At 68.2% G+C, this 25,475-nt stretch carries 24 protein-coding genes; 13 read left to right on the top strand and 11 right to left on the bottom strand.

All coding sequences use genetic code 11. The features are described from left to right. Positions 1-21: 21 nt before the first annotated feature. Positions 22-1,254, bottom strand: coding sequence for an ABC transporter substrate-binding protein (locus AC07Q9_RS15265; RefSeq protein WP_495310492.1), 1,233 nt, complete (start codon positions 1,252-1,254; stop codon positions 22-24). Between the two features lie 221 nt (positions 1,255-1,475). Between AC07Q9_RS15265 and AC07Q9_RS15260 the strand changes: the two genes are divergently transcribed. The 4 genes from AC07Q9_RS15260 to AC07Q9_RS15245 are packed head-to-tail and all read left to right on the top strand — an operon-like array spanning position 1,476 to position 5,087. Continuing rightward, a complete protein-coding gene (locus AC07Q9_RS15260) occupies positions 1,476-2,375 on the top strand; it encodes an NAD-dependent epimerase/dehydratase family protein (protein ID WP_495310490.1) in 900 nt (299 codons plus the stop codon). Continuing rightward, on the top strand, positions 2,372-3,217 hold the full coding sequence (locus AC07Q9_RS15255; RefSeq protein WP_495310488.1) for an SDR family NAD(P)-dependent oxidoreductase: 846 nt from the start codon (positions 2,372-2,374) through the stop codon (positions 3,215-3,217). The genes AC07Q9_RS15260 and AC07Q9_RS15255 overlap by 4 nt, the downstream gene beginning before the upstream one ends. A 9-nt stretch (positions 3,218-3,226) precedes the next feature. After that, complete coding sequence (locus AC07Q9_RS15250; RefSeq protein ID WP_495310486.1) at positions 3,227-3,697, top strand: nuclear transport factor 2 family protein; 471 nt, start codon at positions 3,227-3,229, stop codon at positions 3,695-3,697. Positions 3,698-3,737: 40 nt separating this feature from the next. After that, entirely contained in the window at positions 3,738-5,087 is a 1,350-nt protein-coding gene (locus AC07Q9_RS15245; RefSeq protein ID WP_495310484.1) for an enoyl-CoA hydratase-related protein, read from the top strand. Between the two features lie 22 nt (positions 5,088-5,109). Here the strand turns inward: AC07Q9_RS15245 and AC07Q9_RS15240 are convergent, their stop codons facing one another. Both AC07Q9_RS15240 and AC07Q9_RS15235 read right to left on the bottom strand, forming a co-directional pair. Beyond that, positions 5,110-5,886 (bottom strand): SDR family NAD(P)-dependent oxidoreductase, encoded by a 777-nt coding sequence (locus tag AC07Q9_RS15240; protein ID WP_495310482.1) that lies wholly within the window; start codon positions 5,884-5,886, stop codon positions 5,110-5,112. Between the two features lie 144 nt (positions 5,887-6,030). Continuing rightward, on the bottom strand, positions 6,031-6,492 hold the full coding sequence (locus AC07Q9_RS15235; protein WP_495310480.1) for a hypothetical protein: 462 nt from the start codon (positions 6,490-6,492) through the stop codon (positions 6,031-6,033). 695 nt (positions 6,493-7,187) lie between these two features. Between AC07Q9_RS15235 and AC07Q9_RS15230 the strand changes: the two genes are divergently transcribed. Continuing rightward, on the top strand, positions 7,188-8,384 hold the full coding sequence (locus AC07Q9_RS15230; RefSeq protein WP_495310478.1) for an elongation factor Tu: 1,197 nt from the start codon (positions 7,188-7,190) through the stop codon (positions 8,382-8,384). Between the two features lie 67 nt (positions 8,385-8,451). Here AC07Q9_RS15230 and AC07Q9_RS15225 read toward each other — a convergent pair whose 3' ends face one another. Both AC07Q9_RS15225 and AC07Q9_RS15220 read right to left on the bottom strand, forming a co-directional pair. Then, a complete protein-coding gene (locus tag AC07Q9_RS15225; RefSeq protein WP_489058638.1) occupies positions 8,452-8,886 on the bottom strand; it encodes a VOC family protein in 435 nt (144 codons plus the stop codon). 68 nt (positions 8,887-8,954) lie between these two features. Continuing rightward, a complete protein-coding gene (locus AC07Q9_RS15220; RefSeq protein ID WP_495310474.1) occupies positions 8,955-9,347 on the bottom strand; it encodes a DUF7668 domain-containing protein in 393 nt (130 codons plus the stop codon). On the opposite strand from AC07Q9_RS15220, the gene AC07Q9_RS15215 reads away from it, so the two are divergent. Further along, positions 9,346-9,573: a hypothetical protein gene (locus AC07Q9_RS15215; protein ID WP_495310472.1), complete on the top strand. Its 228-nt coding sequence runs from the start codon at positions 9,346-9,348 to the stop codon at positions 9,571-9,573. The genes AC07Q9_RS15220 and AC07Q9_RS15215 overlap by 2 nt on opposite strands. 81 nt (positions 9,574-9,654) lie before the next feature. On the opposite strand, the gene AC07Q9_RS15210 is transcribed toward AC07Q9_RS15215, so the two are convergent. Next, complete coding sequence (locus tag AC07Q9_RS15210) at positions 9,655-10,254, bottom strand: TetR/AcrR family transcriptional regulator (RefSeq protein ID WP_495310471.1); 600 nt, start codon at positions 10,252-10,254, stop codon at positions 9,655-9,657. Positions 10,255-10,539: 285 nt separating this feature from the next. Here AC07Q9_RS15210 and AC07Q9_RS15205 point away from each other — a divergent pair, with 285 nt between their 5' ends. The 6 genes from AC07Q9_RS15205 (at position 10,540) to mrdA (ending at position 19,223) form a co-directional block, all read left to right on the top strand. Continuing rightward, positions 10,540-12,303, top strand: a complete 1,764-nt coding sequence (locus AC07Q9_RS15205) for an acyl-CoA dehydrogenase family protein (protein ID WP_495310469.1) — start codon at positions 10,540-10,542, stop codon at positions 12,301-12,303. Positions 12,304-12,405: 102 nt separating this feature from the next. Then, the gene (locus tag AC07Q9_RS15200) at positions 12,406-13,971 is read left to right on the top strand and encodes a class I adenylate-forming enzyme family protein (RefSeq protein ID WP_495310467.1); all 1,566 of its coding nucleotides are present in this window, start codon (positions 12,406-12,408) and stop codon (positions 13,969-13,971) included. Beyond that, entirely contained in the window at positions 13,968-14,729 is a 762-nt protein-coding gene (locus AC07Q9_RS15195; protein ID WP_159276211.1) for an SDR family NAD(P)-dependent oxidoreductase, read from the top strand. Before AC07Q9_RS15200 ends, AC07Q9_RS15195 begins: the two co-directional genes overlap by 4 nt. Before the next feature lie 65 nt (positions 14,730-14,794). Further along, positions 14,795-16,003 carry a branched-chain amino acid ABC transporter substrate-binding protein gene (locus AC07Q9_RS15190; RefSeq protein WP_495310802.1) on the top strand — a complete coding sequence of 403 codons (1,209 nt, stop codon included), beginning with the start codon at positions 14,795-14,797 and terminating at the stop codon, positions 16,001-16,003. 34 nt (positions 16,004-16,037) lie between these two features. After that, positions 16,038-17,150 carry a DUF3800 domain-containing protein gene (locus AC07Q9_RS15185; RefSeq protein WP_495310465.1) on the top strand — a complete coding sequence of 371 codons (1,113 nt, stop codon included), beginning with the start codon at positions 16,038-16,040 and terminating at the stop codon, positions 17,148-17,150. 96 nt (positions 17,151-17,246) lie between these two features. Next, positions 17,247-19,223 carry a penicillin-binding protein 2 gene (mrdA, locus tag AC07Q9_RS15180; RefSeq protein WP_495310463.1) on the top strand — a complete coding sequence of 659 codons (1,977 nt, stop codon included), beginning with the start codon at positions 17,247-17,249 and terminating at the stop codon, positions 19,221-19,223. 17 nt (positions 19,224-19,240) lie between these two features. Here mrdA and AC07Q9_RS15175 read toward each other — a convergent pair whose 3' ends face one another. From AC07Q9_RS15175 to AC07Q9_RS15155, 5 genes are all read right to left on the bottom strand, one after another. Further along, positions 19,241-20,323, bottom strand: a complete 1,083-nt coding sequence (locus tag AC07Q9_RS15175) for an alpha/beta hydrolase family protein (protein WP_495310461.1) — start codon at positions 20,321-20,323, stop codon at positions 19,241-19,243. Beyond that, positions 20,320-22,002, bottom strand: a complete 1,683-nt coding sequence (gene mhpA, locus AC07Q9_RS15170) for a bifunctional 3-(3-hydroxy-phenyl)propionate/3-hydroxycinnamic acid hydroxylase MhpA (RefSeq protein ID WP_495310459.1) — start codon at positions 22,000-22,002, stop codon at positions 20,320-20,322. The genes AC07Q9_RS15175 and mhpA overlap by 4 nt, the downstream gene beginning before the upstream one ends. Before the next feature lie 82 nt (positions 22,003-22,084). Further along, positions 22,085-23,149, bottom strand: coding sequence for a maleylacetate reductase (locus AC07Q9_RS15165; RefSeq protein ID WP_495310457.1), 1,065 nt, complete (start codon positions 23,147-23,149; stop codon positions 22,085-22,087). Positions 23,150-23,163: 14 nt separating this feature from the next. Next, complete coding sequence (locus AC07Q9_RS15160; RefSeq protein ID WP_495310455.1) at positions 23,164-23,463, bottom strand: Dabb family protein; 300 nt, start codon at positions 23,461-23,463, stop codon at positions 23,164-23,166. Continuing rightward, complete coding sequence (locus tag AC07Q9_RS15155) at positions 23,460-24,353, bottom strand: intradiol ring-cleavage dioxygenase (protein ID WP_495310453.1); 894 nt, start codon at positions 24,351-24,353, stop codon at positions 23,460-23,462. The genes AC07Q9_RS15160 and AC07Q9_RS15155 overlap by 4 nt, the downstream gene beginning before the upstream one ends. A 122-nt stretch (positions 24,354-24,475) precedes the next feature. On the opposite strand from AC07Q9_RS15155, the gene AC07Q9_RS15150 reads away from it, so the two are divergent. Then, positions 24,476-25,408: a LysR family transcriptional regulator gene (locus tag AC07Q9_RS15150; RefSeq protein WP_493196260.1), complete on the top strand. Its 933-nt coding sequence runs from the start codon at positions 24,476-24,478 to the stop codon at positions 25,406-25,408. The last annotated feature ends 67 nt before the right edge of the window (positions 25,409-25,475 follow it).

Here is a 25,475-nt window from a genome sequence, read left to right as displayed (position 1 = left end):
GGCCGCCCCTCGTTGCTGCTGCTACAGGCAGCTGCGCTCGGGCAGGCCGTCTTCGCGCTTCTTGTCGGGCCGGGTGACGAACACGATGGCGTCGGTGCCGACCAGGAAGTGGTTGGCGGGCGAGGCCGACAGCGGGCCGTTGATGCGGCCCTTGATGGCCTGCGCGTTCTTCTCGATCCACGCCGCCAGCACCGGGCCGTCGAAGGACTGGGTGGCCTCGACCGCCGCCTTCACGATGTAGACCCCGTCATAGGCCATGCTCACGACCTGCTGGTTGAGCTGGGCGAAGTTCTTGCTGTCGGCGGCCTTGAGCTTCGTGACGAACTTGCCGAATTCGGTCTGGCCCACCGCATCGCCGGGGCAGTAGGTGTAGGCCTTGAGCAGCTGGCCGGCGGTCAGCCCGTTGCTGAACGCATCGGGGCCGCCGGTGCGCATGACCATCGGCACGTTCAGCGCCGCCGAGTTGCTGACCAGCTTGACCTTCCAGCCCACCTCGTCGAGGTTCTTCAGGATGGAGCCGGTGTCGTCGCCCGTGCTGCTGACCTGCAGCAGCACCTCGGGGTTGCCCCGGCGCAGCGACAGGACCTGCGAGGTCATGTCGGTGATGTGCGGCTCATGCTGCTGCGTGCCGGTCACCTTGATGCCGCGCGCCGCGAGCATGCGCTGCAGGTTCTCCTGCGCGGACTTTCCCTGGCTGCCCGTGTCGGTGATGATCGCCGCCGATTTGACCTTCAGCACGTTGGCGATGTAGTCGGTCATGGCCTCGGAGACGGCCTCGATGCTGGTGAACAGGCTGAAGTGGTAGGGCGCCACCTTGGGCGTGATGGCCGACGAGCCGGAGACGCTGATGTTGGCGATGCGCGCTTCGGTCAGCACCGGCGCGATGGCCAGCGTCGCCTGGCTCACCATGGGGCCGACCAGGACCTGGATCTTGTCCTTGGAGATCAGGCGCTTGACGGCGGTGACGGCCTGGGTCGGGTCGTTGGCGTCGTCGCCGACGAACAGGTCGACCTGGCGCCCGAGGATGCCGCCGGACTTGTTGATCTCGTTGACGGCCAACTTGTAGCCGGCCAGCGAGGTCAGCCCGTTGGCCGGGTTGCCGGTCACCGACACCAGCGCACCGAGGCGCACGGGCTCGGCGGCCGTCTGGGCCAGTGCCGGCAGGCAGCAGGCACCGGCGACGAGTGCTGCGACCAGGGTGCGCCGGGCAGGGGAACGAACAGGGGCTCGGTGAGAGGCTCGCGAAGGCTTCATTTGTCTACTCCATCGTTATTGAAAGAATGCGAGGCTTGCCGCACGGGCGCGGGGCTTCAGTGCGGATGGTCTGTACTTCGGGGTGGGCAGGCATCGTCCAGTCGGACTAAGGTCTGCTCGGCGTTTCTCTAGTCTGAACAGACGACGACCGGCGCAAGAGGCGAAAGCAAGATCGGGCTTCACGGGGATTGTCTTCCCCGGTCCATTGGACAAGGAGCCCCATGCAAATTCTCGTCGTCGGCGGGTCCGGAATGATTGGCGGACACGCGGCCCTGCATCTGGTGGCCTCGGGGCACGAGGTCACGATCGCCTCGCGCAACCCACCGGCCGGGGCGACGCCGATGTCGGCCCTGCCGTTTCTCCAGGGCGACTACGTGGCCGGGAGCTTCAAGACCGCCGACCTCGCGCGCTTCGATGCGCTGGTGTTCGCGGCCGGGCAGGACCCGCGCCACCTGCGCAAGGGAGACGATGCCGAGGCGCTCTGGGAACGTGCCAACGTGGAAGCCGTGCCGCGCTTTTTTGCGCAGGCCCGTGACGCCGGCGTGCGGCGCGCCGTCAACATCGGCAGCTTCTATCCGCAGGCCGCGCCGCAGTTGATGGCGGGCAACCCCTACATCCTGTCGCGCCATCGCGTCGACGAGGCCGTGCGCGCGCTCTGCACGCCGGATTTCGGTGTCGTCTGCCTGAACCCGCCCTACATGCTCGGCGCCGTGCCTGGCCTCGGTTCCCGCGCGTTCGAGCGCCTGACCCAGTATGCCCAGGGACGGGTGGCGAAGATCCCGGTGTTCGCGCCGACGGGTGGCGTCAATTTCATGTCGACGCGATCGCTGGCGCAGGCGATCGAAGGTGCGCTGACGCGCGGCGAAGCGGGGCGGGCCTACCTGGTCGGCGACCGGAACCTGTCCTTCCTCGACTACTTCACGGCCTTCTTTCGCGCCGTGGGCAACACGGCGGCGATCCCGCAGCTGGCACAGGACCATCCGCTCGCGTCCAGCTATGCCGGGCTGGGCGGGACCCTCTACTTCGAGCCCGATCCGGCGGAGACCGCATTGCTGGGTTACGCCCGGGACGACATCACCCGCGCGATCGAGGAGATCGTCGCCCAGTACAGGCTCCCATGACACCCCCGACGATCGATCTGCAGGGCAAGGTCGCGTGGGTGACCGGCGGCGGCGCCGGCATCGGCCGCGCGATCGCCCTGGCCTATGTGCAACTGGGCGCGCGCGTGGTCGTCGCCGAGGCAGACCCCGGGCGTGCCGCCAGCCTCGAGGCCGCGCTCGCCGCGCAGGGCGCGGATGCGCTGGTCAGTTGCACCGACGTGCGCAACCCGGAACAGGTCGATGCCTGCGTTGCGGCGATCGGGCAACGCTACGGCCGGCTGGATGTGCTGGTCAACAACGTCGGCGATTTCCTGCGCATCTTCGGTCGCTTCGAGCGACACACCGAGGCGCAGTGGGAGCAGCTGTACGACATCAACCTGAAGCAGGTGTTCCGCGTCACGCGCGCGGCCTTGCCGCTGATGCTGCGCACGGAGGGCGACCGTTCCATCATCAACCTGACGACCATCGAGGCGTTCCGCGGCATCCCGAACTGCCCGGTGTACTCGGCCTTCAAGGCCGGTCTGACCGGATTCACGCGCAGCCTGGCGGTGGGACAGGCGCCGCGCGGCATCCGCGTCAATGCCATCGCCCCGGAGACCACCGATTCGCTCCAGGTGGACCTGTCGGGCCTGCCGCCCGGGCTGCGCGAGAACCCGCAGCACTGGGTGCCGCTCGGGCGCTATGGGCGGCCGCGCGACGTGGCCGGCGCCGCCGTGTTCCTGGCCAGCGAGTTGTCGTCGTGGGTCACCGGCACGACGCTGCATGTCGATGGCGGCGCGCTCGCGGCGGGCGGCTTCTATCGCACGCCCGAAGGCCACTGGACCAACGCGCCGCTGGTCAGCGGCTCCGGGTTCTCCATCTAGGCGCCGGGCATGGACACGAGCGATCGGTCGGCCCCCATGGCGCCCGTGAAGGGCATCGAAGCCCTGGAGGCGGTCGAAGCGATCCGGCAGCTCAAGGCCCGCTACTGCCTGTGCGTCGACGGCCAGCGATGGGACGAACTGCGCGAACTCTTCACGCCCGATGCGGCCACGGACACGGGCGGCCAGGGCCGATGGCGTGGCCGCGACAGCTTCGTGGACAAGGTGTCGACGCTGTTGGCCGGTGCCGTCACGCTGCATGTCGCGGGCATGCCCTTCATCACATTGCAATCGTCCACGGCCGCCCACGGCGTCTGGTCCATGGAAGACCGGCTGTGGTTTCCCGACGCCGCCGCGCCGGGTGGCTGGCGCCACTGGCAGGGCAGCGGCCGCTACCACGAAGACTATGTGCGGGTGAAGGGGCACTGGCTGATCCGCACGATGCGGCTGGAGCGGGTGGACCCGAGGCCCGGGCGCGGTTGAACGCTTCTCTTCGGAACCGGAGATGACCCTGCCAGTCACCTTGTCCGCGCACGGCCGCATCGGTGTGATCACCGTCCACTCGCCGCCGGTCAACGCCTTGTCGCTGGCGGTCCGGGCCGGCCTGTTGGAGGCGGTGCGGCGTGGGGGCGAAGACCGCGCGCTGGATGCGCTGGTGCTGGTCTGCGAGGGCCGCACCTTCATCGTCGGCGCCGACATCCGCGAGTTCGATCGACCGATGCAGGCGCCGCACCTGGCCGAGGTGGTCCGTGCCATCGCGCAGTCCGCCAAGCCCGTGATCGCCGCCATGCACGGCACGGCCCTGGGCGGCGGTTTCGAGCTGGCGTTGGCCTGCCAGTTCCGCGTGGCGCTGGCCTCGGCGCAGGTCGGCCTGCCCGAGGTCAAGCTCGGCATCCTGCCCGGTTGCGGCGGAACGCAGCGCCTGCCCCGGCTCATCGGCGTGGACGCCGCGCTGCGGCTGATCGTTGAAGGCGACCCCGTCGGCGCGGCCCAGGCGATGGCCCTGGGCGCCATCGATGAAGTGATCGACGGCGATCTGCTGGCGGGCAGCCTGGCCTTCGCTGAAGAGGTCGTGGCTGGCACGCGGCCGATGCGCCCTGTCGACGAACATCCCGTTGCGCAGGTCGATCTGCAGGTCTTCGATGACTGGGCGCAACGCGTCGCCACGAAATACCGAGGCTTTCTCGCGCCCGCTTACAGCATCCAGGCGATCCGGGCGGCCTGCGAATTGACGCTGACCGAAGGCCTGGCGCGCGAGGAGGAACTGACGCGGGCGTTGCTGGCTTCGCCGCAGTCCGCGGCGTTGCGGCACCTGTTCTTCGCCGAGCGCGAAGCCAGGAAGGGGCTCGGCAAGCAATCCGCGCGGGTCGGCATCTGCGACGGCCTCGTCGGCAACCGCATGCGGGCCAGGCGCTCGCGTGAGCGCAGCTTCATGCTGGAGGAGGGCGCGACGCCGCTGCAGATCGACAGGGTGCTGTTCGATTTCGGTTTTCCCGTGGGCCCGCATGCCGTGCCCGACCCGGGCGTCGAGGCCCTGATCGTGGCGCGCTCGCAGCGGCGAGGGCTGGTGCGCCGCCCGGTGCCGGATGCCGAGATCCTCGAGCGCTGCCTGTTCGCCATGATCGACGAAGGCGCCAGGATCCTGGAGGAGGGCGTGGCCTTGCGCGCGCTCGACATCGACGTGCTCTGGGTCCACGACTTTGGGTTTCCCCGCTACCGGGGCGGTCCGATGTTCCATGCGGACCAGATCGGCCTGAAGCACATCCTTCGCGCTATGCAGGGCTATCAGCAGGCGCTGGGCGCCGAACACTGGACGCCGTCGCCGCTGCTTGCACGCCTGGCCAGCGAAGGCAAGGGCTTCTACAGCCCTTGAGCCGCGTGGCGTTCGATCGCCCTCAGCCCAGCGACATGCCGCCGTCGAGCGTGACTTCGGCGCCCGTGCAGTAGGCCGCGTCATCGCAGGCCAGGAACGCCACCAGGCGCGCGACTTCCTCGGGGGTGCCTCGCCTGGGAATGGGCTGCTTCGCATAGACCGGAACGGCGGGCTCGCCCGTCGTGGCTGCGCGCAGCCCGGCCATCTGCGTCGCGATGGCGCCGGGCAGCACGGCATTGACGCGGATGTTGTCGGGGCCGAACTCCAGCGCCGCGCACTTGCTCATGCCCAGCACCGCGTGCTTGCTGGCGACGTAGGCCGAGCCATCGCGCATGCCCTGGCGCCCGGCCAGCGATGCGATGTTGACGATGGCACCACCGCCGGCGCGTCGGAGTGCGGGCAGTGCGGCCTTCATGCCGAGCCAGCAGCCGACCTGGTTCACGTCGATCACCCGGCGATAGCTGTCCAGCGTCATGGCTTCGATGGACTGCCAGGCCAGCACGCCGGCGTTGTTGACCAGGATGTCCAGTCGGCCGAAGGCCTGCTCGGCGGTGGCCACCGCGGCCGTCCAGGAAGCCGGGTCGCGCACGTCCAGCGCCACCGCGCGCGCGGCATCGCCCAGCGCGTGCGCAAGTTGCCGGGCCGCCTCCGCGGCAATGTCGGCGATCACCACCTGTGCGCCCTCCTTGACGAAGAGGCGCGCGATCGCCTCGCCCATGCCCTGTGCGGCGCCGCTGACCAGTGCGGTCTTGCCTTCGAGTTTCCCCATCTTCTGCTCCTTGAAAAATGGTGAAGGCATGGTGCGTCGGCTGCCGTGCGCAGGCATCGTCCGAATGAAGGGGGTCGCGTCCCGGGCGTTGCCCGGCGTTCGCTGGCGTTGAAACGCTAGTGGCCAGAAGCCGACCGTTGCGGTCGGCCCGTTGCAGACGTGTGAAGAAATCCCCTAGACCGGACCCACAGCCTCACACCCGGCCCTTGCGGCTTGGTCCGCAGTGAGGTCACGCAGCGTCGCTGCATTCAACAAACGCTGCAGTTCAGCGACATCCAGGCCGGTTGCAAAGATGCGAGCATCTGCATCGAGATTCGGATTTTTTTGGAACGCGATGGAAACGCGCTGCTCGATGCCTTCGAAAACCTGGGTCTGAACGAACATCGCAGGTTCATTGGCCCACCAACCGCTCATCCGCATTTCGGGGACCATCAGCCCGCCCGGATGTGCAGGCATCGGCTTCCACCACGAAAAGGCCACGATGCGTCCTTGCTTGTCCTTCCAGGAGCAATGCGTCTCGACCGTCGCGACCGAGGTCCCGGGGAAGGGGGTCTGTTCGACCTTCTGATCGACCAGCGCATAGCTGGAAGGAAGCAGCAGGATGTAGGCAGCCGCGGTCCATGAAATCAAGTCCACTGATGCTCCCGGAGAGTCGAAGAGGTTCGCGGGCGCACTATAGCTTTGCTCTGTGACGCATCTGGGAGCTGTGCGGACTCAGCCCAGAGAGGCTTTGTCCTTGTGCTTGAGTGCAACCCCCCCTGTTGCCGGATTGCCATGGCGGTGTTAGCCTGCGCTCCCCCCAAAGATCAACCATCGCGTTGCGGCCCACAGCCGACCGCACGAGAGCCCCATGAAGCAGTTTCTGACCACGCAAGATGCATCGATGACCCGCGCAGTCGCGGTGACTTCGCTGCGCGCCTCTTTTGCCGAATTGCGTTCCTAGAGCCTTTCCACCTGGAGGCTCGGCCTCCTGAGTTTCACAAGACCCGGTAGGCCTCAAGCCACCGGGTTTTTTGTTTTGCGTTTGCTCACTTGGAGATTTGGACATGAGCCCCGAACGAGAACTTCTTTCTTCCGCCACACGCGCTGCCGGCGCAGTGCTGTGCGTCAACTCCGTGGAGTGGTTCGTGTAGAGCCTCCAGGCCCTCGTGCGCCTGGAGGTCCATCCTTCAGGCAAGAAAAAAGCCTGTCGGGTGGTCCACCCCGGCAGGCTTTTTTTTCGCCCGCATGGCGGGCACCGCGAGTTTGGTGCGCGCGCACCGACAACCCGCCGACCGTTTCGCCTGGCCAGCGAATCGCATCGGTCTTTCAATCTCAAACTGGAGAGAAACATGATGAACAACAAGGTTCATGTGAATGTCGGAACCATCGGTCACGTCGACCATGGCAAGACGACGCTGACGGCTGCTCTGACCTTCGTGCAGGCCGCGCGCTTCGGCGGCGATGCGCTGTCCTATGGGCAGATCGACAACGCGAAGGAAGAGCGCGAGCGCGGCATCACGATCAATACCTCGCACGTCGAGTACGAGTCGGACGTCCGCCACTACGCACACATCGACTGCCCCGGGCATGCCGACTACATCAAGAACATGATCACCGGCGCCTCGCAGATGGACGGCGCGATCCTGCTGGTGGACGGCACCGAAGGCGCCGCGCGGCAGACCATCGAGCATGTGCTGCTGGCGCGCCAGGTGAACGTCGGCCACATGGTGGTGTTCGTGAACAAGATGGACCTGGTGGCCGCGAGCGACCGTGCGGAGATCGAGCAGCTGATCGAAATGGAAATCGGCGCGCTGCTGGATGCGCACGGCTACCGCGATCCCCGCTTCGTCTTCGGCAGCGCACTGAAGGCCCTGGCCGCCGCCGAACGCGGCGACCTCGAAGGTGCCGACGTGCAATGCATCGTCGAGCTCGTGGACGCGCTGGACTCGCGCATTCCTGATCCGGTGCGCGACTACGACGCGCCGTTCATGATGCCCGTCGAAGGCGTGCACACCATCGCGGGCCGCGGCACCGTGGTCAGCGGCCGTGTCGAGCGTGGCGTGATCCGCGTGGGTGACAGCCTCGAGATCGTCGGGCTGAGCTCGGAAGGCGACGCGCAGGTGATCGTCACCGGCGTGCAGTCCTTCCACAAGGACGTCGCCGAAGGACGGGCCGGCATGAACGTCGGCCTGTTGCTGCGCGGGGTCAAGCGCGACGCTGTCGTGCGAGGCCAGGTGGTCGTGAAGCCCGGTGCGCTGAAGCCGTACCGGACGGGGCGTGCGCAGATCTTCGTCCTCGGCAAGGACGAAGGTGGTCGCCATACCCCGTTCGGCTCGGGCTACCAGCCGCAGTTCTTCTTCGGCACGACCGACGTGACGGGTGTCATCCGCGTCGACACCGAGACCGGCCTGATCGAGCCGGGCGCACAGGCGCAGATCAGCTTCGAGCTGAACAAGCCTGTGGCCATCGAGAACGGCATGCGGTTCGCCATGCGCGAAGGCGGCAAGACCGTCGGCGCAGGCATCGTGACCGAGGTGCTCGGCTGAAAGGCTGATGCGCCATTGGCCCCTGTGGCCCGCTTGCCGGGCGGCAGGGGCTCTTTTTTTTTGAGCCTCAGCCGAGCTGCTCGGCAAGTCCGACGATGATGCCTTCGGGCCCCCGGATGTAGGCGAGCCGGTACGACGTCTCGTATTGCATCTGGCCGATGAGTTCCGCGCCATGGGCTTGCATCCGCGCAATGACCGCATCGATGCCATCGACGGCAAACATGATGCGGCGAAGACCCAGGGTGTTCACCGGCGCATTCACGGGCCCGAACCTGACTGCCTCCGGCGTGTGGAACTTGTCCAGTTCGATTCCCTGCCCATCGGGCGTTCGCAGCATGGCGAGGGTGGCTCGGACATCTCCCAGCCCGATGAGGCTGCCGACAGCAGGCCCTTCCACCGTGGTCTGGCCCTCGAGCTTCAGGCCCAGTTCGACAAAGAACGCCTTCACCGCTTCCAGATCGTCGACAACGATCAGGATGTTGTCCATTCGCTTGAGCGTCATGTGCTTCGGCTCCTCTTTCAATGGTGTTGCTTGTCTGGGAAGGTTGGCGTGAGGGTTGGTGGCAGGCGCTACATGACGTGGATGTCGTTCAGTCGTATGGTCAGCCCGTCCGGTCCCTCTTCGACATCGAAGGTCGCGGTGAGGTCGCTGACGTATCCGTCGATGTTCAGGTCGTACCAGATCTCGCCGATGCCTCCCTGGTGGTCCTTCTGCCATCGGGTGACTTCCTTGCGCTGGGACACGTCGGTCGGTTGTCCGTGCAGCGTGACCTTCTGGGTGGCACTGCATTCGCCGTACGACTTGACGACCTGCTCGATCAGCGCGGGCGTCCACTGCATGGAGGGCTCGTGCGCAGTGAAGGCAAAGGCGGCCATGTAGTCTTCGGCCTCCATCAGCCTGGCCCATGCGTCGGCGAAGTGGATGAGGTCCTGGTCGGACGCGGAAGCGGGCAAGTGAGCCATGGTCATGGATGTGAGGGGCGTGGTTGCGGGGCTGATCGTTGCCTATGGTGGAGCAGTTGCTGAACGCTCGCAAGATGCTGTCGCCTGTTCTCCTCTGCCGGTGCTGTTGGGCCAGGGGGAAGCGTTGTTCGCAGGCCTGGATCTGCCCGCGCTGGGCTACCGCTGCGAACGGCAGGTGGCGGGCGAGCGCGCCACGCATGTGTTCCTGCGTCGCGACGCGGCTTGATGGGGGGCAGCCGCTTCTGCCGAAGGCGAGCGCACGACACGCGCAGCCCACTGAGCGCAACCGCCGCATGGCGGCCTGCGCTCATTCCTTGCGCGCTGCGCCCTGGCGCACGGCCTGCAGATACCCGTCCAGCGCCAGCAGGACCTCCTCCACCATGACGTCCGCGCTCGGCAACGTGGCGCTCACCAGCAGCGTCTGCTTCACCAGCGCATCGACGACGGTGTAGGCGCCGAAGGCGACGCGCTCATCCTGCAGTCCTTCGGGCCAGTCCACCGCACTCGTCAGCGCCTTGCGAAAGAGGTTGACGTTGTGCTGGTACAGGCGGTTGTAGACGAGCTGCGGCGAGACGCGGCGTTCGATGGAACTCAGCACCCGCCAATGCCCGCCGCCCTCGAGCATCGTGTGCACCTGGGTCTGCGCCAGCTGTCTCGTGATCTCGCGCAGCGTGCGTTGACCTTCCGCCTGGACGATGTCGTCCACCGCGCCCGACAGCGCCGTCGAGAGCTTGCGCACCCAGGTGCGCACGGTCATGGCCGCGACCGCTTCCTTGCCGGGGAAGTACTGGTAGACGCTGCCGACGCTGACGCCCGCCACGTTGGCGATGTCGCGCATCGACGTCTTCTCATAACCCTTTTCCAGCAGCAGGAGAACGAAGGCGTCCTGTATGGCGATGGACGTCATCCATGCGCGTGACTGGGAGGGTTTGCGTCGGGGCTTGAGAGCGGTCGTCATGGCTGAAAAGCGAACACCGGGACGGCGCACGCAAGGAGGAGGGCCTCGTGGCAGAGGGAAATCAAGGCCTCGGGGCGCGTCCCGAAAACTGAACATGCCTGCCCGGTCGATTTCCTAGACTTCTTCCAACCCAAGGCAGCCGGTGGCCGCGAGCCCCGAACCTCACTTCAACCCAAGGCCAACGCGCGCACTCGTCATTCTTGCATGTCACCTCCTGCGTCCTACAAAGCTCCCTTGCGCGAACTGCGCTTCGTCCTGAACGACCTGCTCGGCATCGATGAAGAACTGAAGGCGCTTCACCTGCCCGGCGCCATCGCCCGCGAAGACGTCGACGCGCTGATGGAGGACATGGCGGCCTTCGCCGAAGAGGTGCTCGCACCGCTCAATCAGAGCGCGGACCGCGAAGGCTGCGTCTGGCGTGATGGCGAAGTCGCCACGCCCAGCGGCTTCAAGGCCGCCTACGACATGTTCCGCGACAAGGGCTGGGCCGGCCTGGGGGCGTCGACTGAGCACGGCGGCCAAGCGTGGCCGACGGTGCTAACCAATTTGATGACGGAGCTGATCGGCTCGGCGAACCATTCCTGGCTGATGTACCACAGCATCTCGCGCGGCGGCTACGAATGCATCCGGGCCAACGGCACGCCCGCGCAGCAGGCGGCGTACCTTCCGCACCTGGCCAGCGGCGCGTGGACCAGCAGCATGTGCATCACCGAGCGCGAGGCCGGCACCGACGTGGGCCTGCTGCGCACGGAGGCCGTTCCGCAGCCGGACGGCAGCTACCGCCTCACGGGCCTCAAGCGCATGGTCACGGCCGCCGAGCACGACCTGGCGGACAACATCGTCCACCTCGTGCTGGCCCGGATCGCGGGTGCGCCCGAGGGCGCCCGGGGGCTTTCGCTGTTCATCGTGCCGCGGCACCTGCCCGGCGCGGTCGAGCGCAACGGCGTGCGCTGCGAGGGGCTCGAGGACAAGATGGGCATCCGCGGCACGCCGACCTGCTGGTTGCGGCTCGACGGTGCGCGCGGCGAATTGCTGAACACGGCCGGCAACGGCCTGGCGGCCATGTTCGTGATGATGAACATCGCCCGCCTGGCCACGGGCATGCAGGGCGTGAACCAGGCCGAGGCGGCCTACCAGCGGGCGCGCGATCACGCCCGCACGCGGCTGCAGGGACGCGGCTTCGGCGGCGCGCGCAGGTCCGAGCCGCAGCTTGCCGCCGATCCGTTGATCGTGCATGCCGACGTGCGCCGCATGCTGCTGGTGCAGAAGGCCTGGACGGAAGGTTCGCGCGCGCTGGCCTACTGGCTCGCGTTGCAGGTCGATCGCTCGAAGCGCCACCCCGAGCCCTCGGTGCGCCGCGAGGCCGACGAGCTGGTCTCGCTGCTCACGCCGGTGCTCAAGGCCTTCGCGACGGACAACGGCTACGCCAGCACGACCCTGGCGCAGCAGGTCATGGGCGGCTGGGGCTACCTGGACGACAGCGGCGTTCACCAGTACCTCCGCGACGTGCGCGTGGGCCAGATCTACGAAGGGGCCAACGGCATCCAGGGGCAGGACCTGCTCGGTCGCAAGATCCTCGGCGACGGAGGCGCGAGGCTGCGCGGGTTCCTGGACGTGGTGCACCAGGTGCTCGAGAAGAACGAGGCGCACCCGGTGCTGCAGCCGTGGGTGGCGCAGACGCGCTCGCTGTGCGCGCGCCTCGATGCGCTGGTCCGGCACCTGATCGCGCGGGCACCGGCGCACCCCGACCAGGTCGGCGCGTCCGGCCACAGCTGCCTGCGCATCGTCGGTGTGCTGGCCCTCGCGTGGCAGTGGATCGGCATGGCCTCGATCGCGCAGCGCAGGATCGACGCGCGGCAGTCCGATGCCTTCGACGTCGCCAAGGTGGCCACGGCCCGCTTCTATTTCGCGCACCTGTTTCCCGAGGTCGAGCAGCACTTGCTGGTGGCCGCGCAGGACGACGACGCCGTGATGGCGCTGGACGCCGACTTCTTCTGATCCCGCCGCGCAGCCGCTCCCGGCCGCGCCCACAAGAAACACCGGATGCGGAACCCGGCGGCATCGCGCTGCCCGGACCCGCATCCCACTGGAAAAAACTTCATGAACCTGATCTCGATGTTCGACGAGAGCGCGTCGCGCTGGCCGACGAAGACGCTGCTGCACTGCGGCGACGAGGCCTTCAGCTACGCGCAGATCCAGGCGCTCAGCCGCCGCGCCGCGCAGGTGCTGCGCGACCGGGGCGTGGGGCAGGGCGACCGCGTGGCGCTCATGTGCTTCAACACGCCGTACTTTCTCATCGGCGTGCTGGGTGCGCTGCGCCTGGGCGCGGTCATCGTGCCGGTCAACCACAAGCTGCAGAAGCCCGAGGTCGAGTTCATCCTGCACCACAGCGCCGCCAGGCTCTGCATCATCGACGTCGCCCTGGGCGCGCTCGCGCAACGCATCGAGACCGAGGCCTGCCTGCTGGGCACCGGCGACATGGCGGGCGCGGCGGACGTCGGCTTCGATCACTTCGACACGCTGGTGCAGCGCACGGAAGCGGGCGAGCTGCCTGCACCGGTCGGCGACGACGCACTGGCGCAGGTGCTCTACACCTCGGGCACCACCGGCCAGCCCAAGGGATGCCTGCACAGCCACCGCGCGGTCTTCACCACGGCGCTGGTCTGCGCGGCGGCCCTGTCGATGACGCACAACGACCGGATGCTCATCGCGATGCCGATCTGGCACGCGGCGCCGCTCAACAACTGGACCTTCGGAACGCTGCTGATGGGCGGCACGCTGGTCTTCCTGCGCGAGTACGCGCCGCGCGGATTCCTGGAAGCGATTGCGCGGCACCGCGTCACGCTGACCTTCGGCGCGCCCATCGCCTTGCTCGCACCCCTCGAGCTCGCCGACTTCGACCGCCACGACCTGGGCTCGATGCGGCTGTGGATCTACGGCGGCGGCCCGCTGGGCGAAGACATGGCGAAGCGGCTCATGCAGCGCTATCGCACGACGCAGTTCATGCAGGTCTACGGCATGACCGAGATGGGCCCGCTCGGCACCGCGCTGTTCCCCGAGGACGCGCTGCGCAAGGCCGGGTCGATCGGCCGCTCCAGCCTGCCGGGCGTGCAGGTGCGCGTGGTTGCCGAAGACGGCAGCGCGACGCCCGCGGGCCAGGTCGGCGAGATCCAGCTGCGCAGCGAAGCCGCCATGCGCGGCTACCTGAACGACCCCGAGGGCACGCGCGCCGCGTACACGTCCGACGGCTGGTACCGAAGCGGCGACCTGGCCCGGGTCGACGAGGACGGCTACTACTACGTGGTGGACCGGCTCAAGGACCTGATCACCACCGGCGGCGAGAACGTGTACTCCAAGGAAGTGGAAGACGCGCTGTCGCCGCATCCCGATCTCGCCGACGTGGCCGTCATCGGCCGCCCGCACCCGGACTGGGGCGAAACCGTGGTGGCGGTCATCGTGCCCCGGCCCGGCCGGCAGCCGGACAGCGAGGTGCTCAAGGCCTTCCTGGCCGACAAGCTGGCCCGCTACAAGATTCCGCGCGACTACGTCTGCGTCGACGCGCTGCCGCGCACGCCGTCGGGCAAGTTGCAAAAGCACCTGCTGCGACACGGCATCGGTGCACCGGCTCCTTCTCTTCTTTCCACTTTCAAGGATATCCACGCATGAACCTGTTCGACCTGAACGGAAAAGTCGCCGTCGTGACCGGTGCCAGCCGCGGCATCGGCCGCGCCACCGCCGAGCACCTGGCGCTGCTCGGGGCCAAAGTCTGCGTCTCCAGCCGGCGGCTCGAGGCCTGCGAGGAAGTGGCCGAGGGCATCCGCGCGCAAGGCGGGCAGGCCTTTGCCTGCCAGGCCAGCATCTCGCAGCCCGAGGAGCTGCGCGCGATGGTGGCGCAGGTGCGCGAGCGCTTCGGCGCCATCGACATCCTGGTCTGCAATGCGGCCACGAACCCGCACTACGGGCCGCTGGCCGAGATCGCGGACGAGATGTTCATGAAGATCGTGCGCAACAACGTGCTGAGCAATCTCTGGCTGGCCAATCTCGTTCGGCCCGACATGCAGGCCAGGGGCAACGGCGCCATCGTGATCGTCTCGTCCATCGCGGGCCTGCAGGGCTCTTCGACGATCGGTGCCTACGGGTTGTCCAAGGCCGGCGACATGCAACTGGCCCGCGACCTGGCGGTCGAGTGGGGCCCGCAGGGCATTCGCGTCAACTGCATCGCGCCGGGCCTGATCGACACCAAGATGGCCGGCATGCTGCTCGCGGACCCCGAGATCCAGTCGTTCACGCAGAAGAAATTGCCGTTGCGGCGCGTCGGGCAGCCGCAAGAGATTGCCGGCGCCATCGCCTTCCTGGCATCGCCCGCGGCCGCGTTCGTGACCGGCCAGACGCTCGTCGCCGACGGCGGCGCCGTCATCGTCTGAACACCCGCAGATCGACATCCACAAGGAGACTTACCGTGAGCCTGAAGAAAACCATCGCCGCGCCGATGCTGTGCATCGCCCTGGCCGCCGGCGCCCAACCCGTGCAGACCGTGAAGATCGCCACGCTCGACATGCTGTCGGGCCCGATGGCCGGCCTGGGACAGAACGTGTTGAAGAGCTTCCAGTACGCGGCGCGGGTCGCGAACGAGGAGAAGTGGGCCGGCCCCTATCAGTTCGAGATCGTCCCCTTCGACAACAAGCTGTCGCCCCAGGAGGCCGTGGCGCTGCTCGGCACGGTCGTGGCCAAGGACATCCGCTATGTGGTCCAGGGCGCGAGTTCGTCCAGCGTGGGCATCGCGCTGGGCGAGGCCATCGACAAGCACAACGCCCGCAATCCGGGCAAGGAGATCGTGTTCCTGAACTACGCGTCGCAGGCGCCGGTGCTCACGAACGAGAAGTGCAGCTACTGGCACTTCCGCACCGACGCCCATTCGGACATGAAGGTCGATGCGCTCACCACCTACCTGGCCGGCCGCAAGGACATCCGCAAGGTCCACCTGCTCAATCCCAACTACGCCTACGGGCAGGACACGGCGCGTGCGTCGCGCGAGTCGCTTGCGCGCAAGCGCGCCGACATCGAGATCGTGGGCGACGACCTGCATCCGACCGCGCAGGTGAAGGACTTCGCGCCCTACATGGCCAAGATCCGCCAGTCCGGCGCCGACGCGGTGATCACGGCCAGCTCGGGCTCCGACCTGGCGCTCATCGTGCGCGCGGCCAACGACTTCGGATTGAAGGTCGACTTCTACACCTTCAACGGCAGCAACTACGGCGTGCCCGGCACCATCGGCGCGACGGGCGAGGGCCGCGTCAAGCTGGTCTCGACCTTCAACCCCAACGACCCCGGTGCGAAGAGTTCGGCCGTGCTGGGCAACTTCAAGAAGCAGTTCGGCGAGGACTTCATCAACGGCATGGGCTACAACGCCGTCGTCGCGCTGTCCGGCGCCATCCGCAGCGCGAAGTCCGCCGAGCCGGCGAAGGTGGCCGCCCAGCTCGAGGGCTTGCGCTTCGAGGGCATCAACGGCCCCGTGGTGCTGCGCAAGTCCGACCACCAGGCCCAGCAGGCGATGTTCGTCCAGAGCTGGGAGAAGGTCGACGGCTCGAGCGTCCGCTACGACCAGGAAGGCACCGGCTTCGGCTGGAAGCAGATCGCGAGCGTGGACGCCAAGGCGGCCGAGCAGCCCACGACCTGCCGCATGAAGAGGCCCTTGTGACCGCACGACGGCGCGAGGCGTTCGCCCCGGCACCATGACCACCATCTACATCGACGAAAGCGGCCACAGCGGCGACATGGTCGGCAGCGGCACGGGCTACGACTTCAAGCGGCAACCCTACTTCGCGTTGGCGGGCGTCGGGCTGCAAGACGAGGAGGAGTGGGATGCGCGCCTCCAGGCGTTGCGCGATCGCCATCGCATTCCCTCGGGCGAACCCGGTGCCCGATCGCTGGCCTCCAGGCCGGAGTTCTCCGCTGCGGTGATCCACGCCTTGCTCGACCGGCGGGCCCCGCTTTTCGTGGAGCTGGTCGACAAGCGCTACTTCATCTGCAGCTGCATCACGTCGTTCCAGCTGCTGCCGTCCTGCCTGGGCTACCCCGAGTCGATGCGGCTGGACTTCCTCAGGAATGCCGTCTCGGATTTCCTGCACGCCCATGCCGATGCGCATGTGCTGGACAGCTTCGTCGCGTCCTGCCTGACGCCGGAGGCCGGAACACTTCACGCATCGTTTGCCAGCCTGCGCGACCTGGCCACGCACACCGCCGAGGAGGAGGAAGAGGCCGCGGCGCAGGTTGCCAAGGGGTTCGGCCGTATCGTCGAAGCGGCGAACACCGAGTACCACGCGCTGAGTGGGGCCCAGCATCAGCCCTGGCTGGAGTTTCTTCCGCCTCCCGAACTCAACACGTCGTCGACACAGGCCTGGACGCTGCCGAACCTGACGTCGTTCATGCGCATCTACGCTCGGATCGACCTCTACTACCGGCACAGCCTGGCCGATGTCCGGCTGGTGCATGACCAGAATTTCGACGTGCAGCGCATCCTGGGTCAGGGGGCGGCCGCGGCCGAAGGACCGGACCGTGCGATGGAGCTGCTGTGCACGCCCCCGTCCGACCACCGCTTCGAAGACGTGGCCGCCCTCGATTTCAGGCAGTCGCACGAAGCGGCGGGCGTGCAGATGGCCGAGGTGGTGGCGGGCGCCACGATGCGGTTCTTTCGTGACCTGCACGCAGGCACCGGCGTGTGCCCCGCGCTGCGCGAGGCCATGATGCGGCTGATCTCCGAAGGGGACGAGCGCACGGGGTACGGCCTCCAGCAGGTGGTGCCGACGCGCCAGGTTCGCATCGGTGCCGAAGAAGCGTGGGCCTGAGCGGACGATCGCGTTTCGTCGACCGTCGACGCGGAACCTTCGGGCGGGCAGGGCCTCCTATCTGGCTTCTCCGCTTCTTTCCCCCCGTTTCGCCCGATGAATGAAATCCGCAATGCCGCCGCCGAGCTCGCTCTTTTTCGCCGCCGCGTGGTGGTGGTCGGTTGCGCGGTGTTGTTCGGATTCGGACTGATCGGCGCGCGGCTGGTCTACCTGCAGGTGGTGCGCCATGAAACGCTGGCGGACCGGGCCGAGAGCAATCGCACCGCGATCGTCCCCGTGGTGCCCAACCGCGGGCAGATCCTGGACCGCAACGGCGTGGTGCTGGCGTCCAACTACGCCGCCTACACGCTGGAGATCACGCCGTCGAAGGTGGGCGACATCGCCACCGTCATCGACGAGCTGGGCGAGCTGCTCGAAGTGACGCCCAGGGACCGCCGCCGCTTCCAGCGCCTGCGCGAGGATTCGCGCAGCTTCGACTCCCTGCCCATCCGCACCCGCCTGAGCGACGAAGAGGTGGCGCGCTTCGCGGCGCAGCGCTACCGCTTCCCCGGCGTGGAAATCCGGGCGCGGCTGTTTCGCACCTACCCGCACGGCGAGGTGGGCGCGCACGTGATCGGCTACATCGGGCGCATCAACCAGCGCGAGAAGACCGCGATGGACGACTGGGAGGAAGACGAGCGCGCCAACTACCGGGGCACCGACTACATCGGCAAGGTCGGCATCGAGCAGAGCTACGAAAAGGCGCTGCACGGCCAGACCGGCGTGGAGCAGATGGAAACCTCGGCCGGCGGGCACGCGGTGCGCCGCCTGTCGCGCCACCCTGCCAGGCCGGGCCAGACGGTGATGCTGTCGCTCGACATCAAGCTGCAGAAGCTCGTGGAAGACATGTTCGGCGAGCGCCGGGGCGCGCTCGTGGCCATCGACCCGAAGACCGGCGAGGTGCTGGCCTTCGTGAGCAAGCCCACCTTCGATCCCAACCTGTTCGTCGAGGGCATCGACACCGAGAACTGGAAGGCGCTGACCGAGTCGCCCGACAACCCGCTGCTGAACCGCGCGCTGCGCGGCACCTACCCGCCCGGCTCCACCTACAAGCCCTTCATGGCGATGGCGGCGCTGCAGACCGGCAAGCGCAGCGCCGACAAGGTGGAGAACGACCCGGGCTTCTACAACTTCGGCGGGCGCACCTTCCGCAGCCACCGGGGCGGGCTGGGCGGCGTCGACATGCACCGCGCCATCCAGTTTTCAAGCAACACGTATTTCTATTCGCTGGCCGCCGAGATGGGCGTGGACCTGATCCACGACTTCATGGCGCCGCTGGGCTTCGGGCAGTTCACCGGCATCGACCTGCAGGGCGAGTCGCGCGGCGTGCTGCCCAGCAGGGCGTGGAAGCGCGCGGCCTACCGGCGCGCCGACATGAAGACCTGGCACCCGGGCGAGACGATTTCGCTGGGCATCGGCCAGGGCTACAACAGCTTCACGATGCTGCAGCTGGCCTCGGCCAATGCCACGCTGGCCAACGGCGGCGTGCGCTACCAGCCGCACCTGGTGCGGGCCATCCGCGACACGTCGACCGGCGAGGTGGTGCGGCAGGTCCAGCCGCCGGCCCAGGACCTGGGCTATGCGCGCAAGCACGTCGAGGTGGTGCGCGACGCGATGGTGGCGGTCACCAAGGGCGGCACCGGCACGCGCGTGTTCGCGGGCGCCGCGTACACCTCGGCCGGCAAGACCGGCACCTCGCAGGCCGTGGGCCTGAGCCCGAAGGCGCGCGCGAGCGGCAAGGCCCTGGAGGCGCGCCAGCGCGACCACGCGCTGTACATGGCGTTCGCCCCGGCCGAAGACCCGACGATCGCGGTGGCCGCGATCGTCGAGAACGCAGGCTTCGGCGCGGCGCACGCGGCGCCGATCGTGCGGCGGGTGTTCGACTACTGGATTGCGGGGCAGTACCCGAACGACGCCGACATGGCGGCGGTCCGGGTGGGGAAGGCCGGCGCGCCCATCGGCCAACCGCTGGTGGCCAGCGAGGTGCCGGTGCTGGACGACGGTGTGCAGGGGGATGAGGCTGGGGTGCTTTGAGGGGCCGGGGCGAAGCCTCAACCCGGCGCGAGTCGCTGGGCGAACCAGTCCGCCACGACAGCGGTCCGCTGCGCCGCGTGGTTGTAGATCGTGTGCTCGCCGTCCTCCCACACGCGCAAGGTGACGTCGGGATTCGTTGCGGCGTCCAGGAAGGGCTGCTGGTCCTCCATTCGGACCAACGGATCGGCACCGCCGTGCAGCACGAGCAAGGGGCAGTCGATGCGGTCCCGCCCGGGGCGAAAGCGCATGCGCTCGAAGTTCTGCTGGATGGCCTGCTCGTCGTCGGAGCCCAGCATGGCCGCGGCCTGCTCCGCGAAGGTCCGGAAGGGCAGCAGCGTCGGTGCGGCCAGGCTGCCGTTGATGCAGCAGGCGCGAATGCGTGCATCGGCCGCGGCCGTGCGCGCGGCCCACAGGCCCCCGACGCTGTTGCCCCAGATGCCGGGCGCACCGAGCGAGGCGTCGTTCGCGATGAAGGTGACGAACTGGCTGTAGGCCGCTTCCATGTCCACATCGACATGGATGCCCTGGGTCATGCGCGTCTCGCCCTGGCCCGGCCCTTCGGCCAGCAGGGTGGCCAGGCCGCGTCGCGCGAGCGCGCGGGCAATGGGCAGGTAGGCCACGCCCCAACCGCTCTGGCCGCCGAACACCAGCACCGTGCCGCGCGCTGGCACAGCATGCGGCCGCACCAGCCAGCCGACGAGATGGCTCGGGCCGAAGGGCACCTCGGCCCGTGTCATGCGGCCTTCGGACCCCTCGCACAGCTGGCGCGTCGCCATGGCCAGCTGGTTGTAAAGGGCGCGCTTGCGCGGGGTGTCGTGGTTGAAGGCCATCTGGGCGAACAGCAGGTCGGCCAACGCCGCCGCCTGGGCCTCGGCCGCTGTCACGCGATGGCCCGCAGCCTCGGCCTGGCGGGCGCGCTCCAGCTGCGCCTGGGCCAGTGCCTCGGCCACCTGGTCCCATGCCTCGCCGGCGCTGGTGCGCTGGAACAGGGCTTGGGCGTCGGCGAAGTCCATGCCGCAGTCCAGCAGCCGCGTCATCGGCATGGCCCGCTGGAAGGCCAGCGTGGCGGAAGAAGAGGGAGAAGAGGGCGCGCTGCTCATGCGGCCTGCTCCGCGGCAAGCGGGGCGGCCCGCCCGCCGGTGTCGTCGCTGTCGAGCCAGTGCAGCTTGCGGCGCAGGTCGTCCACCAGGGCCGCGAGCGTGTCCATGCGGGGCACGGAGCCGAAGACGATGAAGTCCGGGCGGCCGATGTAGGCCTGGAGGCCATGCTCGGCCATGAACCCGGACATCTCTCCGTCCAGCTCGACCACCGCACCGGGCACTCGCTCGTCCTGGGCCAGCACCACGACGTGGCAGCCGAGTTGATCCAGGAACGCCTTCTGGCCGGCGCCCAGGAACGGCGCTGGGTCCTCGTGCGCCACCAGCAGGAAGCCATGGCCCACGACATCGTCCAGCAGGCCTTCGGCCTCGCCACGGCGCACGAGCGCCTGCGGCCCCGGCACGCCCGTGGACGCCAGCAGGCTGCCGTCGGCTTCGCGGTGCAGCACGCCGTTCTCCACCTTCGGGAAGGGCGGCATCGGCGGCATGGTGTGGGTGCGGAAGGCCTCGTCGCGCGCAGCGGCTTTCTCCACGTCGTCCTCGTTGGTCACCTGGCCGAGGAACAGCGACATCTCCATGATCTGCTGGGCGTGCGGGCGGCGCTCGGCTTCGTAGCTGTCCAGCAGCGCGGGCGACGCGTGGCCGCTGAGCACCAGGTCGAGCTTCCAGGCCAGGTTGATGCCGTCGCGCATGCCCGAGCAGGCGCCCTGTCCCATGTAGGGCATCATGGCGTGGACCGCGTCGCCGCCCAGCAGCACGTTGCCTTCGCGCCAGCGTTCGGCCATGCGCGTCTGGAACGTGTAGACCACGTGGCGCAGGAACTTGAAGTCGCTCGGCCCGACGCCGTACTTCTCGCCCAGCCAGCGCCAGCCGTGAGCCGGGTCTTCCCACGCCTCGATGCTTTCGCCGTCCAGCAGGCGCACCTCGAAGCGCGTGCGGTTGTCGCCGATGGGCATGTACATGTGGCCGCGTGCCGGGTCGCAGAAGATGGTCAGCCGCTTGAAGCGCTCGGCGGCGTCCGACGTGTTCTCGGAGTCGAGGTTCAGCCAGCGGTGCTTGTGGCCGTAGTCGTTGCGCTCGATGCCCAGCGCGCGGCGCACGAAGCTGTTGGCACCGTCGGCACCGATCACGTAGCGGGCATTGAACGTGCGCGCAGGCTCGGCCCATTGCTCCTCGCGGGCCTCGGGCGCGCCGTCCTTTCCGCTGTTCGTGCGCTGGATGGCCACCGTCACCCCGTCGGCGCCCTGCTTGAGGAACACAGCCTCCCAGCCGCGCAGCAGTTCGACATTGGGCAGCGTGGCCACGCGGTCGTGAATGGCGTCCTCGATATCGGGTTGATAGATTGAGTTGTGCGCCGCGTAGCCGCACTGCTTGCCCTTCCATTCCAGCTCCAGCAGCAGTTCGCCGGTGGCATTGACGTAGTGGTAGGTATGCAGCGGAAGGGAGTCGCGCATGGCCTGGTCGACATTGCCGCAGGCCTGGACGATGCGCGCCGCCTCGCCGTCGATGTGCGTCAGGCGCGGCAGGCCGTACATGGTGGGCCAGCGTTCGACGACCACGACCCGGTGGCCGGCCTGGCCCAGCAGCGAGGCCGCCACCAGGCCGGTGGGGCCGTAGCCGATCACGGCCACGTCGTAGGACGCGTTGGCGTCGGGTTGCGGATTCGCTTGAGGGGGATTCATTGTTTGTCTCCTGGGAATTTTTGGGGGGGGGCGCAACCGGGCTGCGCCATGAACGAACGAGCGAAAGAAAAGAACGGGAAATTCAGTCCGGCCTGACGCCATCGAAGGCCGCCTGCAGCACGGCGCGCACGGCGGCCCGGTCGACGGGCCGCGGGTTCCAGTACGGGCGCTCGGTGGCGATGTCGGCGGCGCGGTCGAGATCGCTCTCGGCCATGCCCAGCTCGCGCAGCGAGGTCGGCGCGCCGTTGCGATGGGCCAGCTCCCACACGCCGGCGGCGGCACTGTCGTGCGTGCCCAGCGCCTCGGCCATGCGGCGCATCGCTTCTTCGGCACGCGAGGCGTTGAACGCCAGCACATACGGCAGCACCACCGTGTGGGTCGGCGCATGCGGCAGGTTGAAGCTGCCGCCCAGCGTGTGGCACAGCTTGTGGTGCAGCGCCATGCCGCCGTGGGCCAGCACCGTGCCGCACAGCCACGCCCCGTACAGGGCCGAGCCGCGCGCCTCGAGGTCCGCCGGGTCGGCATGGATGGCCGGCAGCCCGGCGGCCAGCGCGCGGATGCCTTCCTGCGCCATCAGGCGCGTGACCGGGTTGCCGTTGGCGGCATACAGGCCTTCGGCCGCGTGCGCGATGGCGTTGATGCCGCTGGTGACCGACAGGCCCACCGGCAGCGTCAGCGTCAGTTGCGGGTCGTAGATGACGGTGCGGGGCAGCACGCGCGCATCGGTGCCGGTGCGCTTCTCGCCGTCCTGCGTGATGCCGTAGATGGGCGTCATCTCGCTGCCGGCGTAGGTGGTCGGGATCGCCACGATCGGCAGGCCGCTGTCGAGTGCGATCGCCTTGCCCAGGCCGATGGTGGAGCCGCCGCCGATGGCGATGGCGCAGTCGGCGTTGCGTTCGCGGGCCACCTCGCGCGCTTCGCGCGCCACCTCGAGCGGAACGTGCATGGTCGCCCGGTCGAACACGCCGGCGGCGCGGGCGCCGAGGCGCGCGGCGATCGCTTCGGCCGCGTGCCGCTGGTCGGGCGTGCACAGCACCAGCGCGCGCCGGACGCCGAGTGCGTCGAGTTCGGGTTCGAGTTGCAGCAGGGCGCCTGCGCCGAAGACGACGCGGCCCGGCAGCGACTGGTAGACAAAGGATGAAGGCATGCGAGGCTCCTGTCTCAGCGCTGGTAGTCGACCTGGTGGCGCGATGTGCGCAGCGCACCGAGTTCCTGGCGCACCCGCAGGTGCTCGGGGTGGGCCGCGTACGCGTCCAGTGCCTGCTGCGACTCGAAGTCGGCCACCAGCGCGGCGTCGCAGGCATGGTCCACGTCGCTGCGGTCGATGCCCACCTCGATGTGGTGCAGGCCGGGAATGCGTCCGACTAGGCTTTCGAAGGCCTGCTTGACGCGTTTGCGTGCATGCATCCTTTCTTCCGGCGACTCGCCGGCGACGCGCCACATGACGATGTGCCGGATCACGCCCGCACCTCGGCCTTGGGGGCCTTGGGGTTGAGCACGAAGTCGTACCGCAGCGTGTGGAACGGCACGTCGGAGTGCGTCCCGTCAGGCGCCGGGCCGGCCTCGTGGCGCACCCAGTCGGCCACCAGCGTCGAGCGCACGCCGAAGACCGCATCCGAATCGAGGTAGCTGTCGCCCTCGCGGAAGATGTGGGTGAGCAGCCGCTCGCAGCCGGGCGCCTCGATCATGAAATGCAGGTGCGCCGGGCGCCACGGATGCCGGCCCAGCGCCGACAGCATGCGACCCACCGGGCCGTCGTGCGGAATCGGGTAGGGCACCGCCAGGATCGAGCGGAAGTGAAAACGCCCATCGACCCCGCTGCGCAGGCGGCCCCGCGCCCGGTGCTCGTGGGTACCCGAGGCATCGGGAAGCTGCACGTCATACAGGCCGTCCTCGTCCGATTGCCACACATCGATCCACGCGCCGGCGATGGGGCGGCCTTCGAGGTCGCGCACCTGGCCGCTGACATGGCAGGGCTCGCCGCGCGCGCCGTTGGCGATGTCGGCGCCGTGTTCGTACACCGGCGCGTCTTCGACAAAGAAGGGCCCGAAGACCGTCGCCTCGGTGCAGGCCGGCGGCTTGGCGTTGTTCTGCGCCGTGACGAGCGTGGAGAGCCCCAGGGTGTCCGACAGCAGGATGAACTCCTGGCGCTTGTCGTCCGTGATGTGCCCGACGTCGGTGAGGAAGCGGATCGCCTCCATCCACTCGGCCTCCGTCAGCTTGACCTCGCGTGCAAAGGAATGCAGGTGCTGCACGAGGCTGGTCATGACCGTCAGCAGCCGCGGATTCTCGCAGCGGCACATCGCGGCGATCACGGCCTGGGTGATGGTGTCTTCATTGATATTGCGCACGGTGCTTTGCTCCTGGTGAACCAACCCTGGCCCTCGATGGGCGAATGATGTACCGTCAAAGAACGGAAAAAAAGAGCCACTTACGAAATGTCATTTCCTAAAAATGGAAGAATCTTTTGAGCATGGACCGCTGGGCACAGATTGAACTTTTCGTGCAGGTCGCGGAGCTGGGCAGCCTCACCAAGGCGGCCGAGCGGCTCGGCCTGTCGAACGCGGCGGCAAGCCGCTACCTGACAGGGCTCGAGGAGCGACTGGGTGCGCGGCTGGTGGAGCGCACCACGCGCCGCATGTGGCTGACCGACGCGGGGCGCAGCTACCACCAGCGCTGCAGTGGCATGCTGGCCGAGATGGCGGAGGCCGAGGCCGAGGTCAATTCGGCCAGCACCAACCCCAGCGGGGTGCTGCGCATCACGAGCTCCGTGTCGTTCGCGATGATCCACCTGGCGCCGGCGCTGCCGGAGTTCCACCGGCGCTACCCCAAGCTCACCGTGCAGATCACCGCGGCCAACCGCTACCCGGGCTTCATCGAGGCGGGCATCGATGCGGCCATCCGCACCCGGGAGCACGAAGGCGACTCGGGCATCACCGTGCGCCGCCTCGCGCAGATGCGGCGCGTGCTGGCCGCATCGCCGGCCTACCTTTCCGCGCACGGCCAGCCGGCCTCGCCCCGGGAGCTGCCCGCCCACCGGATGCTCGTGTACTCGCTGGCGAACGATCCCTACGTGCTGCACTTCAAGCGCGGCAAGGAGGCGCAGGCGATCGGCATCGCGCCGACCCTGGACGCCAACGAAGGCCAGGTCATCCGGGCCGCGGCCCTGGCGGGTCTGGGCATCCTGATCCAGCCGCAGTACATCATTCACGACGACATCGTGGCGGGCCGGCTGATCCCCGTGCTCCGCGACTGGGAGCTGCCGCAGCTGACGATCAACATCGCTTACCAGAGCCGCCGGCACCAGCCTGCGAAGCTGAAGGTCTTCACCGAGTTCCTGGTCGAGCGCTTCGAGAAGCTCGACCTCGAGAGAAAGTGGGCCTCGTGGGCGAAAGCGTCGGGATGAAGCGCTCCGGCTTGCGCTGAGGCGCAGCCAGCTGACGTGGGCTTGGGTGCCCGTGAGGGTGCTTTCA

This window comes from Variovorax sp. GW821-FHT09A10 (genome assembly GCF_059418385.1).
The sequence above is the reverse complement of the archived record's forward strand: the minus strand, read 5'-3'. Positions and strand labels throughout refer to the sequence as shown.

Coding starts and splice junctions, on each gene's coding strand:
- AC07Q9_RS15185 (WP_495310465.1), top strand. CDS start 16,038: ATGACCACCATCTACATCGACGAAAGCGGCCACAGCGGCGACATGGTC.
- AC07Q9_RS15225 (WP_489058638.1), bottom strand. CDS start 8,886: ATGACGCTCAAGCGAATGGACAACATCCTGATCGTTGTCGACGATCTG.
- AC07Q9_RS15150 (WP_493196260.1), top strand. CDS start 24,476: ATGGACCGCTGGGCACAGATTGAACTTTTCGTGCAGGTCGCGGAGCTG.
- AC07Q9_RS15220 (WP_495310474.1), bottom strand. CDS start 9,347: ATGGCTCACTTGCCCGCTTCCGCGTCCGACCAGGACCTCATCCACTTC.
- AC07Q9_RS15215 (WP_495310472.1), top strand. CDS start 9,346: ATGGTCATGGATGTGAGGGGCGTGGTTGCGGGGCTGATCGTTGCCTAT.
- AC07Q9_RS15250 (WP_495310486.1), top strand. CDS start 3,227: ATGGACACGAGCGATCGGTCGGCCCCCATGGCGCCCGTGAAGGGCATC.
- AC07Q9_RS15200 (WP_495310467.1), top strand. CDS start 12,406: ATGAACCTGATCTCGATGTTCGACGAGAGCGCGTCGCGCTGGCCGACG.
- AC07Q9_RS15195 (WP_159276211.1), top strand. CDS start 13,968: ATGAACCTGTTCGACCTGAACGGAAAAGTCGCCGTCGTGACCGGTGCC.
- AC07Q9_RS15165 (WP_495310457.1), bottom strand. CDS start 23,149: ATGCCTTCATCCTTTGTCTACCAGTCGCTGCCGGGCCGCGTCGTCTTC.
- AC07Q9_RS15175 (WP_495310461.1), bottom strand. CDS start 20,323: ATGAGCAGCGCGCCCTCTTCTCCCTCTTCTTCCGCCACGCTGGCCTTC.
- AC07Q9_RS15240 (WP_495310482.1), bottom strand. CDS start 5,886: ATGCCTTCACCATTTTTCAAGGAGCAGAAGATGGGGAAACTCGAAGGC.
- AC07Q9_RS15260 (WP_495310490.1), top strand. CDS start 1,476: ATGCAAATTCTCGTCGTCGGCGGGTCCGGAATGATTGGCGGACACGCG.
- AC07Q9_RS15210 (WP_495310471.1), bottom strand. CDS start 10,254: ATGACGTCCATCGCCATACAGGACGCCTTCGTTCTCCTGCTGCTGGAA.
- AC07Q9_RS15230 (WP_495310478.1), top strand. CDS start 7,188: ATGATGAACAACAAGGTTCATGTGAATGTCGGAACCATCGGTCACGTC.
- AC07Q9_RS15190 (WP_495310802.1), top strand. CDS start 14,795: ATGCTGTGCATCGCCCTGGCCGCCGGCGCCCAACCCGTGCAGACCGTG.
- AC07Q9_RS15255 (WP_495310488.1), top strand. CDS start 2,372: ATGACACCCCCGACGATCGATCTGCAGGGCAAGGTCGCGTGGGTGACC.
- mrdA (WP_495310463.1), top strand. CDS start 17,247: ATGAATGAAATCCGCAATGCCGCCGCCGAGCTCGCTCTTTTTCGCCGC.
- AC07Q9_RS15265 (WP_495310492.1), bottom strand. CDS start 1,254: ATGAAGCCTTCGCGAGCCTCTCACCGAGCCCCTGTTCGTTCCCCTGCC.
- mhpA (WP_495310459.1), bottom strand. CDS start 22,002: ATGAATCCCCCTCAAGCGAATCCGCAACCCGACGCCAACGCGTCCTAC.